Annotated in this window: 12 protein-coding genes and 1 pseudogene; 2 read left to right on the plus strand and 11 right to left on the minus strand. The window is 36.0% G+C overall.

Annotated features, from left to right (window positions below):
- Positions 1-88 precede the first annotated feature (88 nt).
- Positions 89-1,375: a replication-associated recombination protein A gene (locus QN089_RS09615; RefSeq protein WP_285215203.1), complete on the plus strand. Its 1,287-nt coding sequence runs from the start codon at positions 89-91 to the stop codon at positions 1,373-1,375.
- A 30-nt stretch (positions 1,376-1,405) separates the two neighbouring features.
- On the opposite strand, the gene QN089_RS09620 is transcribed toward QN089_RS09615, so the two are convergent.
- The 7 genes from QN089_RS09620 to QN089_RS09650 all read right to left on the minus strand — a co-directional run bounded on the left by QN089_RS09620 (position 1,406) and on the right by QN089_RS09650 (position 9,009).
- The gene (locus tag QN089_RS09620; RefSeq protein WP_068452444.1) at positions 1,406-2,644 is read right to left on the minus strand and encodes an ABC transporter permease; all 1,239 of its coding nucleotides are present in this window, start codon (positions 2,642-2,644) and stop codon (positions 1,406-1,408) included.
- A complete protein-coding gene (locus QN089_RS09625; RefSeq protein ID WP_087680312.1) occupies positions 2,637-3,536 on the minus strand; it encodes an ABC transporter ATP-binding protein in 900 nt (299 codons plus the stop codon). Before QN089_RS09625 ends, QN089_RS09620 begins: the two co-directional genes overlap by 8 nt.
- Positions 3,537-3,666: 130 nt before the next feature.
- Entirely contained in the window at positions 3,667-5,076 is a 1,410-nt protein-coding gene (locus QN089_RS09630) for a phytoene desaturase family protein (protein WP_285215204.1), read from the minus strand.
- Positions 5,073-6,158 carry a glycosyltransferase family 2 protein gene (locus QN089_RS09635; RefSeq protein ID WP_285215205.1) on the minus strand — a complete coding sequence of 362 codons (1,086 nt, stop codon included), beginning with the start codon at positions 6,156-6,158 and terminating at the stop codon, positions 5,073-5,075. The genes QN089_RS09630 and QN089_RS09635 overlap by 4 nt, the downstream gene beginning before the upstream one ends.
- Entirely contained in the window at positions 6,152-6,760 is a 609-nt protein-coding gene (locus QN089_RS09640; protein ID WP_285215206.1) for a 1-acyl-sn-glycerol-3-phosphate acyltransferase, read from the minus strand. The genes QN089_RS09635 and QN089_RS09640 overlap by 7 nt, the downstream gene beginning before the upstream one ends.
- Positions 6,741-7,472 carry a carotenoid biosynthesis protein gene (locus tag QN089_RS09645; RefSeq protein WP_285215207.1) on the minus strand — a complete coding sequence of 244 codons (732 nt, stop codon included), beginning with the start codon at positions 7,470-7,472 and terminating at the stop codon, positions 6,741-6,743. The genes QN089_RS09640 and QN089_RS09645 overlap by 20 nt, the downstream gene beginning before the upstream one ends.
- The gene (locus QN089_RS09650; RefSeq protein ID WP_285215208.1) at positions 7,459-9,009 is read right to left on the minus strand and encodes a phytoene desaturase family protein; all 1,551 of its coding nucleotides are present in this window, start codon (positions 9,007-9,009) and stop codon (positions 7,459-7,461) included. Before QN089_RS09650 ends, QN089_RS09645 begins: the two co-directional genes overlap by 14 nt.
- A 206-nt stretch (positions 9,010-9,215) precedes the next feature.
- Between QN089_RS09650 and QN089_RS09655 the strand changes: the two genes are divergently transcribed.
- Positions 9,216-10,106 carry a MerR family transcriptional regulator gene (locus tag QN089_RS09655; RefSeq protein WP_285215209.1) on the plus strand — a complete coding sequence of 297 codons (891 nt, stop codon included), beginning with the start codon at positions 9,216-9,218 and terminating at the stop codon, positions 10,104-10,106.
- Positions 10,107-10,595: 489 nt separating this feature from the next.
- On the opposite strand, the gene QN089_RS09660 is transcribed toward QN089_RS09655, so the two are convergent.
- The 4 genes and pseudogenes from QN089_RS09660 to QN089_RS09675 all read right to left on the minus strand — a co-directional run bounded on the left by QN089_RS09660 (position 10,596) and on the right by QN089_RS09675 (position 13,244).
- Positions 10,596-11,360, minus strand: a complete 765-nt coding sequence (locus QN089_RS09660) for a tRNA threonylcarbamoyladenosine dehydratase (protein WP_068452419.1) — start codon at positions 11,358-11,360, stop codon at positions 10,596-10,598.
- Between the two features lie 133 nt (positions 11,361-11,493).
- Positions 11,494-12,189, minus strand: a complete 696-nt coding sequence (locus QN089_RS09665) for a glucosamine-6-phosphate deaminase (RefSeq protein ID WP_285215210.1) — start codon at positions 12,187-12,189, stop codon at positions 11,494-11,496.
- 12 nt (positions 12,190-12,201) lie between these two features.
- Complete coding sequence (locus tag QN089_RS09670) at positions 12,202-12,651, minus strand: BadF/BadG/BcrA/BcrD ATPase family protein (protein ID WP_068452415.1); 450 nt, start codon at positions 12,649-12,651, stop codon at positions 12,202-12,204.
- A 268-nt stretch (positions 12,652-12,919) separates the two neighbouring features.
- Positions 12,920-13,244: pseudogene (locus QN089_RS09675) on the minus strand (PTS sugar transporter subunit IIB).
- Positions 13,245-13,366: the final 122 nt, after the last annotated feature.

Raw genomic sequence — 13,366 nt, forward strand, 5'->3', positions numbered from 1 at the left:
TATAACATATTACCACCCATCGTACTTGGTTTTGCTATACTATTATTTATTATGTAACATTCTTATTTAAGGAAAGGAGCAGATGATTATGCCGAATGAACCGCTTGCCTACCGTATGCGACCACAAAATATAGAAGAAATTGTTGGACATGAAGACGTGATTGGACCTAACACGCATCTCTATAAAATGATTCAAAAAGGACATGTACCGTCTATGCTCCTCTACGGAAATCCAGGTATTGGCAAAACATCAATTGCTTATGCTATTGCAGGAAGTGTATCTATTCCTTTCTTTGCATTAAACGCCACACGCGCTGGAAAAAAAGATGTCGAAGGAATTGTAGCGGAAGCTCATTTTTCAGGTCAAGTGATTTTATTTTTAGATGAAATTCATCGTTTTAATAAATTACAACAAGATACGTTACTGCCACATGTCGAAAATGGTTCGATTATTTTAATTGGTGCAACGACCGAAAATCCATTTCACGACGTAAACCCTGCCATCCGTTCTCGTTGTGGTGAGATTAAACAATTAAAACGACTGACAACTGTAAATCTAGAACAATTAATCCGACAAGCATTACAAGACGAAAAACGTGGGCTTGGTCGTTATAACATTCAAATCACAGAAGAGCAAATTCACCAAATTGCACAGGCTGGGAATGGAGATGCGAGAAAAGCATTAAATTTATTAGAATCTGTTTACTACGCTGCTGATGAAGAAACTGACGTGGCAATCGTAACAGATAAATTAGTCGCACAACTCGCTGAAAAGATTGGTTTATATGGAGATGCGAAAGGTGATCAATTTTATAATTTATTATCCGCTTTACAAAAATCCATTCGCGGTAGTGATGTCAACGCTGCACTTTATTATTTAGCGCACTGTTTAGAAAATGGCGACTTAATCGCAGTGAACCGAAGACTACTCGTCATTAGTTACGAAGATGTCGGCTTAGCTGACCCACAAGTCGGGCCTCATGTGTTAGCAGCTGTTCAATCGGCTGAACGCCTTGGTATGCCAGAAGCACGCATTCCACTTGCGCAAGCTGTTATCGAAATGTGCCTCGCTGAAAAATCAAACTCTGCGATAAGTGCCATTGACGCTGCCATACATGATATCCATACAGGCAAAACCGGCGACATTCCCATGCACTTACGTGACACACATTATAGCGGTGCAGCAGAACTTGGAAATGTCGGCTATCAGTACCCGCATAATACACCAATCGGTACATTCGGTGGTTGGGTGAATCAACAATACTTACCTGACGAACTCGTAACACGCGAATACTACACACCTGTTATCGCAGGTAAAGAACAACGCATGGCTACCATTTACGATAAATTAAAATCATTCAAAAAGAAAAAATGAGAAACAGCCATGCGCTGCTTCTCATTTTTCTTATGTCGTTACTTTTAAGACGGTTTTAATTTTTTGCATAATCCCACCAGAGCTATATGTGAGAACACTTCGTTTATAGAATGTCACACTAATTGTGAAGAGTAGTGCAACTGTAGCGAATAAAATAGCGAGTGAAATCCATACCGATACAGTTGAAATATCCGTCGCACCTAAACGTAATGTCATAAGCATACCTGATGTAAATGGAATATACGAGAATACTTTAATAAGTAAAGAATCTGGATTCGAAATACCTGAAAGCATCACGTAAAAACCGATTAACATAATGAATACGCCTGGCATCATTACTTGTGAAGCTTCTTCTACCTTTGATACGAGTGAACCTGCAAGCGCACCAATTAATAAGAACAGGATGATTGATAATAAGAAGAAGAGAATGACATAGATAAAGTAAGTAGCTGGTAGTTGACCGAGCATCTCTTGTAAACCATCTGTCACTGATTTCTTCGCTGTGAATTGAATGAGAATATATGCACCGACTGCTAAAATCGCAATTTGCGTTAAGCCTGTTAAAAATACACCAATTAATTTAGAGAATAAATGTGTAGATGGCTTAACACTCGCCATTAATACTTCTAATACACGAGAGCCTTTTTCAGAAGCAATATCGGTTGTAATCATTGATAAATAACTTGTGACGAATAAATAGATTAAAAAGCCCATAATATATGCAATTAGAATACCTGCTGACTTTTCTTCAGCTGTTTTATTCGATGTTTTCTCTTGTAAATCGACTTGTTTTACAACTGTATTCGTCTGTAAAATTTTCGCTGCTTGCTCAGCTGATAAATTTAATTGTTGTACACTATATACTTTTCCTGCATTTTCAGCAAGTGCATCAATTTTAGATTGAACTTGTAAATCAAGTGATTTCGCTGTTGCAAGTTCAACAGCTAATTGTTGATCTTTTGATGTTAAATAAACTGCTGCATCGTATTTTTCCTTTTTGACAAGTGCATCTACTTCTTTTTTCGATTCTTTGACAACTTTGAACTTCACTTCTTTATCCGAAGGAAATTGCTTTGCTAAATCAAGTTTTGTATCATCTACCAGTGCGATTGTTACATACTTATTGTCATCTGTAAAAATCCCTTTAATACTTGACCAGTTCACTGCTACTGCAATAATAGCTAAATATAAAAGCGTTAATAATATAAAGGACTTCGACTTAATCTTTTGAAGATAAAGTTGCTTAATGAGTAGTCCAAGTTTATTCATTTGGCGCACCTACTTTCAATTTAAAGATTTCATCGAGCGATAAATAGTCCATACTGAATTTGTCCATATAAGAACCTTCACTAATCGCTTGGTATAATGCTTCACCATAACTTTCGTCTTGTAGATATAACGTGTAACCATCTCTCGTCTGCTCCACACGTTCGACACCTTCCAATACTTCAAGCTCTGGTTTTGTTTTCGCCGTACGAATACTCAGTTTGATTTTTCCGTATAGCGCCTTTAACTCTTGTAACCCACCTGTATAAAGCGAAGCACCTCTTTTTAAAATACATAAGTGGTCGCATAGTTCTTCGACATTATCCATTTGATGACTTGAAAATAAAATTGTCGTTCCTTGCTTTTTTAAGTCTAAAATCGCATCCATTAATAACTGACGATTCACAGGATCTAGCCCACTAAACGGCTCATCCAAAATTAAAAATTCTGGTTTATGAATAAAACTCGCAATCAGTTGTACTTTTTGTTGATTCCCTTTTGAAAGTGTCTCTGCTTTATCATTTCGCTTATCTGTCAGCTCAAATCGTTCTAACCAGTACTGAATTTCCGTCTTTAATTCTTTTTTTGATTTCCCTTTTAACATGCCGAAAAAGTAAAGCTGTTCTTCTACTTTCATTTGCGGATAAATGCCACGTTCTTCAGGTAAATAACCTAAAAAATCCCGCTCTAGCTTATGTACCGATTTTCCTTTCCATAAAATTGTTCCTTCTGTCGTATCTTGAAGATTTAAAATCATACGGAAAGTCGTTGTTTTACCTGCACCATTTTGACCGATTAATCCGAAGACTTCTCCTTCATTAATCGTGAAATCTAGTGCATTGACAGCAACAAAATCTTTATACTTTTTTGTTACCTGTCTCACTTCTAGTGTCATGGAACACACTCCTTTTCATGTTATCTATTTATTATACAGAATAAATAAGTAAAAAGTTTCATTTATTTCCAAAGTGGTTGTAAAAAATAAAAAGTAGGACACCGTTTACTACGATATCCCACTTTATATATCATACTTCTTGTCGCTCCTGTATAATACGCTTCGCTACTTCATAACCACCTTTTACAACAATTGGTGAACCACCACCTGGATGAACGGTTCCCCCTACATAGTAAAGGTTATCCAGTTTCAAATCGTGGTTCGATGGTCTAAAGAAACTACCCTTCCATGTATTCGAAGCTTGTCCATAAATTGCTCCTTGTCTAACAGCAAATGTGTCCGCAATATAATGCGGTGGCAAAGCTTTTCTCTCAACAATTTGTTCTTCTTTAATCCCCCATTTCTGAAGGGCATCATCCACTTGCTCTACTAAGCCATCTTGTGAGGCATAAAGATTTGCGGGTGCGTTAATCAAAACGAACAGTGTTGGTAATCGACTTGAATCGGACGCATGTGGATAACAACCATAGACACTCGGTTTACGCGCATAATTTCCTTCCCTTAATGTCTTAAATTCGGCTACATAATCATTACTAAATAATACATTATGATGATGTAAATCAACCGGCTCTTTTAATGCGATGAGTTCTACATAAGCAGACGTTGAAAGTTCACGCTTCGGTATTTTTCGACCTAGTAAAGATTGCATGACATCATAATCCATATCACTCACAAAAATATCCGCTTCATAACGCCCTTTTTCTGTTTCGCAAAAGCGAATTGTATCGCCGTCCATCGCGAATTTCAAAACTGGTTCATTTAGATGAAGTTTAACACCTTGTTCGCGTAATACACGTTCAAATGTAGCCGCAATATTCGGTGGTCCACCCTCTAAAAAATAAGTTCCTTCAACTAACTCAAAATAGGCAATCATCGCAAATGTCGCAGGTGTTTCATATGGAGAAGAACCGATATACGTCGCAAAGCGATTGAATAACTGTCGAATTTTCTTATTAGGGAAATAGTGACCTAAAAATGCATCTAATGTTTGAAACGGACGTGCTGCCATTAAATTTTTCATTAATGAAGCCTTTGTATAATCTTTTACATTAAAGAATGTTTTATTTAAAAAAGCTTTTTCACTTAGATGAAATAGACGTGTAATCTCTAAAATAAAAGCTGGATAATTTTCTGCACTCACTGGATCAATAAGCGCAATTTGACGCTGCATCTCCGCTACGTCTGTTGTAAATGTGATTGTGACATCTTTAAAGCGATGTGCAGTCGGTTGTTCCACTCGCTGAAATGGTAATGCTTCTTTTGGCTGTACAAAAGGCGCTAGTACATCCCAAAAGTAACGTGGCATTGTAAGCGTGTTGGGACCAAAATCAAATGTATGCTCACCGAGTTGAATTGATTGCATCTTGCCGCCTAACCAACTATTTTTTTCGAAAACTTTCACATTGTAATGCGTACTTAATGTGAGTGCAGTCGCTAAACCACCTAAACCACCCCCCACAACAATCGCTGTCGGCTTCATAATATACGTCCTTTCCAATAAGTATTTTTTTGTCTAACTGTTCGAATCATTGTTGTGATGAGTAATACACAATAAACGATGGCACTAACAGGCATAAGTAGCGTATAGATATTCAACTCTTTCGCAAGTAAATCACTAATTAAACGCATGAGTGTAATACAAACGAGTGGTACTAATAATACATACTTTGTTATAAAAACCCCATAGATTGCCAAACCTACTGGACTGACAAAGTAAAGAAAATAGAATACGACTAAAAAAATGCCTGTTAGATAAGAATGATTAATTCCTCTAAAACAGTTTTTTTGAAACCCTTGCCATGTTTCTTGGCGATTCGCATACATCGCGCAAGATACGAAGTCGGTAATATTATAGAGCATGGCTTTTTTATCATGATGCTTTAAAATACGAAATAATGCCACATCCTCTACTACCGCATCTTTTACAGAAGCATGTCCTCCAATTTCTTCGTACACTTCTTTTCGAATTGCAATAAATGCACCACTTGCAGCGGTTGCCGCTACCATACGTTGATGATTCGCAAGTGCGATTGGTAGATGGAAATAAACAAAAAAATGAAGCAATGGCGTTAACAGACATTCCAACACATTGCTCGCTTTAAAACGAGGAAAACCCGTTAATGCATCAATCGGTTGTGTAAACATCGTTGCCACTGCTTCTAATGTTTTCTTTTGAAGCGTTACATCTGCATCAATCCAAAGGAGTACATCACCACTTGCTTCATCTGCTAATACTTGGCATGCATGTGGTTTACCACGCCATCCTTCTGGTAAAGCTTTTCCTCGAATCATGCGAAAGCGTGTATCTTCATGTAATCGCTCTTCGATTAACTGCGCTGTGCAATCTGTTGAATCATCATCATATAGAATAAATTCTGCATTTTTATACGTTACATTTTTCAAACTCGTCATTAATTCATGTACATGTGTTTCTTCATTTCGTAGTGGCACTAACACACTTATTTTTGAATCATTATGCTGTGCTACTCGTAATTTCTTCAAAAATTGAATATTGAAAATCAGCCAAATAAGTCCGATTAAAAAAGGTATGGTTATTACCATAAGCGTACAAACCCTTCTTCTTCTTTTGCAATTACTTGTGCTTTTAAACAATCTAAATAATATGTCATACCTTCTTGAATCGATGTTCGCTTACTTGCCGGTTGATAATCCATCCGACAAGCTACTTCACCTTTTAAACCGTCTGTATATGAATAGTAAATTGAAATATATAAAATTCCATGTTGAGGGAATTTACTTATTATTTTGTCCATACCTGGTTGAATCGTCAAAGGTCGCTTTTCCTGATGTTCTTCTACACCTTGCGGAAAAAGTGTAATCGTATTCGTTTTAGCTAGTGCATACATCTGTTTGATTTCAGATACTTTAATCGGCTTTGAGATAGGAAATGTTCCAATCCCCTTAAACAAAGGAAACTTTTTCAAGCCCTCTGCACTCATACCTGCGACAATGTTTGAAGGCAAATAGCCTCGCTTGAATAATTCAAAAAGAACGAGGCTATCATAAAAACTACTATGATTGACAACGACCATACACGGTTCTTGAATCGTTGTCAGATTGACTTTCATCGTTTGAAACATTCTTCGCATCATGAAGCGCTGACCAATTTGAAAGAATAATAAATTAGATTTTTTGCGAATCATTTGCAGCACCCCTTATAAATTGGAGTAGTAAAAAACCAATCACTCCAACGAAAAATGCTAAGTATAGTTTGGATAAAATAGCAATCCATAAGAATAAAATAACGATGGTCCAAAAGACGACACGCATTTGTTTAATCATGTTGACGCTCGGCTCGTTTTTACGCGTACGTGGTAATAATAATTGTAAAATAAAAGCAACAACGAACCAGCCAATAAAGTTACTCGCTGGTATTCCATAATACGCACTATTGTCCTCCCAAATCCAATACTGCTTTGCAACGAAAGCAACAGGATCAAGAATTAAGTCTAAAAGAACGACGTAGAGTGCCGCAAAGAAAGCACGAGAAAAACGATGTTTTAGACGAATCGTTAAAGCATGACCTGCCATAACCATAACAACCCAAGCAAATCCTATGCCGATTGGAACACCGAATAATAATGGTGGAAAACGATCGGTATAATCATAATTACCAAAAAAGACATTAAAATAGGCACTTAATCCTTCCACACTGAACGTGACAATCCAAATAAAGATGGAAATGAGTAAACCTTTTCCGTTCCCGAAAGCATGCATTGCATAGCGAACTGCAATTAACCCAGCAAGAATCAAAAATACACTATTTGCCCATTCCAACCATGGTGGAATGAGGCTGAATCCAACGAGGATACAGCCAATTGTAAACCAAACTAGATAGAGCCTATAAACTAGCATGACTCAATTCCGTAATACGATAATCTAATTCTTGTGGTAGCGGCTTGATTGGGAATGTCTTTTGTCCATCTCGCTCTAACATTAAGTTCGCTGTAATACGTGCAGATTCAATAATGATTGGTAGACCACTACCTGGGTGCGTTCCGCCACCTACTAACCAGCAATTCTCGTATGGCGCAAAGTGGTTATGAGGACGGAATGTCATCATTTGATTTAATTGGTGTCCAAGGTTAAATGTTGCACCTTTATACACATTCATTTTTTCTTCCCAATCAATTGGTGAATAGATTAATTCTTCTTCGATGTGTGAAGCTAAATCTGTTAGACCAAGACGTTCTTCAAGTGTTGCAATTAATAAATCACGGTATTGTTGCTTCACTTCATTCCATTCAATCTCACTGAAGTTATTTGGAACAGGTGCTAATACATACAATGTCGATTTACCAGCTGGTGCTAGCGTATCGTCTGTTACCACTGGATTTTGAACGTAGATTGACATATCTTTTGAAATCACTTTTGTACCAGAGATTTCTTCCATGTTTTTGCGGTAATCTTCAGCAAATAGGATTGTATGATGTTGTAAATCATATTGTGTATCGATTCCTAGATACAACATGAATGTTGAACAAGAATATTGTTTTTTCTCAATTTTTTGTGGTGACCACTGACGTTTTTTCGGTACATTTAATAGCTTTGTTAAAGCATAACCGAAGTCAGCATTGATGACTACATCGTCACAATGAAGGAGTTGTCCATCCTCTAAACGGATACCTTCAATGCGCTTTTTATACTGTACAACTTCTTTAATTGGTGTATTTAAATGAATTTTTACGCCTTGTTCTTCCAATACTTTCGCCATCGCTTTTGTTAATTGATTTAAACCACCTTTTAAGTGATAAATTCCGTAAGCTTGTTCGATATACGAAAGAATCGAGAATGCACCAGGGCAATTCCACGGTGACATACCTAAATATTTTGATTGAAATGTAAATGCTAGCTGTAATTGTTCATCATCAAAGTACTTTCCTAATTTATCCATTAAACATTTACCAAATTCTAACTCTGGTAGCGCTTTTAATGTTTCAGGAGCTAATAAATCCGTCACGCTGTCCATCTTACGTTGTAAAAGTGGCGCAAGTGCTTCTAGCTTTTTATGTGTTTCTTGTAAATAGCGTGTATAACCTTCTTCGTTACCTGGGAAGGTTTTTGAGATTGTTTCAATCATTTGATCGTAATCTGAACTTACAGTAAAACGCTTGTCCGCATAAACCAACTCATAAAGAGGTGATAGTGCGACTGGCTCTACATAATCTTCTAATGTACGACCTGTTAATTCAAAAATTTCACGTACTAAGTACATCATATTTAAAAACGTTGGACCGCGATCAAATGTATAATCACCTAATTGGATAGAACTTGTACGTCCACCAACAAAGTTTTCTTTCTCAAATACTTCTACATCATATCCTGCATGCGCTAATAACATGGCTGATGTTAGGCCCCCTGGACCTGCACCGACTACATAAATTTTTTTCATTTATATTTCCCCCTGTAAAGGATTAGTTGAGTATAATTGCAGCATTTTTACATATCATTCCTACTGTATTAAATATACCAGTAAGTATAATTAAATTTATACCGTTAATCCATTTTTGTCAAACCTTATTTAATAAAAGGTTGGACAAATTTATAAAAGCGTCTATAATGACTAGTACATACTTCATTGTGAGAGGAGTTGATTCCATGGATGATTTTTCTCAAAATTACTCTATATCTAGCGTTGAAGCGATTACTGGGATTAAAAAAGAAACATTGCGTAAGTGGGAACAACGCTATGACTTTTTACATCCGACACGACTAGAGAATGGTTATCGTCAGTATTCACAGCAACAAGTAGAGTTTTTATGTTTATTACAAAGTCAATTGCAACAAGGCATTTCATTAAAAAAATCTATTCAGTATGCAACTGAGCAAACTGAAAAAAGACCATCTACCCTTTCTCTTGTCGAACCTTTTCTTTACCAATTACTCGCCTATGGAGAAGAATGTGACGAAGAAGCTTTTTCCATCACATTACATCAAGCTCATCAAACACTTGGTTTGACCGTTTACTTGCAACAACTTATTCGACCTTTTTTACAAGAGGTTGGAAGGCGTTGGATGACAAAACAATGGTCCGAATATCAAGAAAAATTCGTATCTACAATTATTCAAAATCATCTTGTTGAAGTGAAACAACAAATCCCTGTTTCTAAAAATGCACCACTGGTGATCGGCGCTTGCTTACCATACGAAAACCATGAACTACCTTTGCACATTCTACTCTTACAAATTCTATTAAAAGGTTATCGCGTATTTTTAATTGGACGTTCACCAGCAGCAGGTACAATCGAGGACTTTGTAGATAAATTACACCCAACTGTTGTACTATTATCAGCTACAACTCATATACCGTTGGATCATCCAAACTATTTATATGAATTGGATGAGTTCGCCAAAAAGCGTCCAAAAATAACTTTTTTCTTAGGTGGTACAGGTGCTAATCAACTGATTGAAAGAAAACCTTTGACAACCATTACGATTACACATACGCTTGAACCGATTTGGAATGCATTAAAAAAGACTACTTCTTAAAAATCGAATCTTCTTAGAGGGTTCGATTTTTATTTACATTTTTTCTGCTTCGTATGTAATGGTGTAAAACTATTTTGTCCAACCTTTGCTCAAGTAAGTTGTATAATACAAAATAACGTATTATTCAATTATCTATCCGACTAGTTTTCGCTCCACACGCACACAACCTCATTCTTCTTACTCTTTAAGACGTACCACTTTTTAAATTCCTCTAGTCCTTAATTCAGTTATAAAGAAAAAGACATAAAAGATATGTACATATTTATACATATACCCCTTAATTATACAAAAAAGATTGTTTTTTCATGTAATCATACTTCCAAAAACAATTCTTTCAATTAATTATGAAATTTTTTTTACAAATATTAAAGACTCATACCGTTCAAGTGTACCACTTATTTCCTTAAAAAGAATTTATTTCGTCTTATTTACAGTAAATCAAAAAAAGCTTCCGACGATTTGAATTATTCGTCGAAAACTTTTTATAATTTATTGATTTTTTACTGTTGCAATATGAATCGGTGATAAAATATCACGTACTACCCAACTCGCTGCAATCAAACCTACAGATGATGGAACGAATGCATTAGATGATGGTGGCATTTTCGCTTTACGAATAGCTGCATCTGGATTCCCAACTTCTCCTACAACATCTGGACGAATCACAATCGGGCTTTCATCTGAGAAAATAACAGGCACGCCCTTTTTAATTCCCTCTTTACGAAGTTTTGTACGAATGACTTTCGCCAGTGGATCTGTATGCGTTTTTGAAATATCAGCGATTTGGAATCGTGTTGGATCCATCTTATTCGCAGCACCCATACTTGAGATAATTGGAATATCACGCTTTAAGCACTCTTTCATAATATGAATTTTATATATTACTGTATCTGATGCATCAATAACATAATCTGGCTTGTAGCTGAAAAATTCTTCATATGTTTCTTCTGTATAAAACATGTGTAAATCATGTACTTCACAATCTGGGTTGATATCTGCGATACGTTCTTTCATGACTGCTGATTTTGAGCGTCCGATTGTTGACATATATGCGACTAACTGACGGTTAATATTTGTAATATCCACATCATCTTTATCTACTAAAATAATACGACCAATTCCAGAACGTGCGATGGCTTCTGCTGCGAATGAACCTACGCCACCTACACCTAGAATAGCGACTGTCTTATTTTTTAATAACTCAATACCTTCTGTACCCACTGCTAACTCATTACGAGAAAATTGATGTAACAAAATAACCCACTCCGATATGTTTTTTGTAAGTATTCCTACTTAATTACTCTGAAAAAAATATACAATGTAACGCACGTAATTGCAAGTAAAAATCCAAACAACTCGAACGTATAACGAATTGTTTGGATTCTTTTTAAATCATTAAATCAGTTAAGACAATTACATTTGCATGATCTTGTAATGCTGTAACTGGAACATCGATTGTTTTTTCACCGTGCATGAATGCTTCAAGTGCAGCACGTTTTTTTTCACCTACTGCAATCAGTACAATTTGTTTCGCACGAAGAATAGATGAAATCCCCATCGTAATCGCTTCTGTTGGTACTTCATTAATCGAATGGAAAAAGCGTGCATTCGCTTCACGTGTCGACTCTGTCAATGTTACAACATGTGTAGGCGCATCGAATGGCGTCCCCGGTTCATTAAAACCAATATGCCCATTCTCTCCAATTCCTAGTAGCTGAAAATCAAGTGTTGTTGCTTGCAATTTTTGTTCATACGCTGCCGCTTCTGCTTTTGCATCTTTAGCTTCACCATTCGGTAACGTCGATTTTGCAAATGGCTTTTGATTAAATAAATGCTTTTTCATAAAAGATACATAACTCTCTGTATGTGTCGCAGGTAATCCTACATACTCATCTAAATTAAAGCTTTCACATGTAGAAAAATCTAAATCACTCGCACAAATTTTCTCATATAAAGGAATCATCGTTCCTCCAGTTGCCAAACCAAATGTTTTTGCGCCATTTTCTTTTGCTTCTTTAAAAAGCTCCATACCTCTTGTGTATAATTCATCTAAATTCGAAATTACTTCTAATTTGATTGACATAGTTTACTCCTTTTAATGTGTTTTTAACTCTTGCGAAAACTGTTTCAGAAATGTATAAGCAAGTGTACGTTCAATTCTTTGCAAAGCGCCAATAACCGCACCTCCAACGGGCGAAACTTTTGGTGCAATAAAAACATAGGGTAATTGTTTTTTCGCAATAATAATTGACAATAACTCCTCATATAATTCAAAATTTGTAAAAACGCCACCCATTAGTACAACGGGAATAAACATTCCTTTTTGCCATTCTGTTTGTTTTCGACACGCTTCGATTGCCTCAATAAATTGAGCACAAGATGTCTCAATAATTTCTCTAGCTATTGAATCTTTTTGAAGTGCAGATTCTTCCACATATCGACTTAAAGAAGCAATATATGTGCGTGGGTGCTCTTGTGAATAAACACAATGGACTAATTCGGGCACATTTTCAACACCACAATGCTTTAAAACTTTTGTTGTCAATATCGTTTCAGGTCCTCGTTCTTGCAATATGTACAATGCCTAGTTTTCGAAGTGTATCTGCATATAAAGCGATACACGCGTCACTCTCTATTATAATCGAAACTTCATCACCATAAAACCTTTTGAAAATAGAATAGACACTTTTTTTTAATCCCATTTCCATTACTCCAACATGCCTAGCAAAATAACTTTTAACTAAATGAAAAACAACAGGATTTCGCTCTTGTAAAAAGTGGAAATTTAACTGTCAACTCTAACATGTGACGATTTAATTTTCACAAAGTTTCTTCATTAGATGAAGTGCTTGATTTAATACATTTTCACCGTTCATCATACCGTAGTCGGACATGCTAATAACATCTAGCGGAATACCTGTACCTGCTAACTTTTTATCGAAAGATGATTTTAAGTAACGGACTTGTGGTCCAAGTAACAGGACATCAATTGATTTGTTGTCCATTGTTTTTTTACTTCATTTTCTGCAATGGCAAAAATATCTGCCTCCATATTTTGTCTCTGTGCTACTTTTTACATTTCGTTACGAGTAAATTTGTACTCATCCCTGCTACGCATACCAACATAATCGTTTTCACTGTGCAACTCCCCTTTGAAATGTAAACGTTTTCTTGATTTGAACATAGCATTTATTGGTATATACCACAACTTTTTTCACATTTTAACTATTAATTGCATTGGTACATTTAGATAAAATAAT

It is taken from the genome of Kurthia sp. YJT4 (assembly GCF_030219945.1).
In the GTDB taxonomy this organism is placed as follows: Bacteria; Bacillota; Bacilli; order Bacillales_A; family Planococcaceae; genus Kurthia; species Kurthia gibsonii.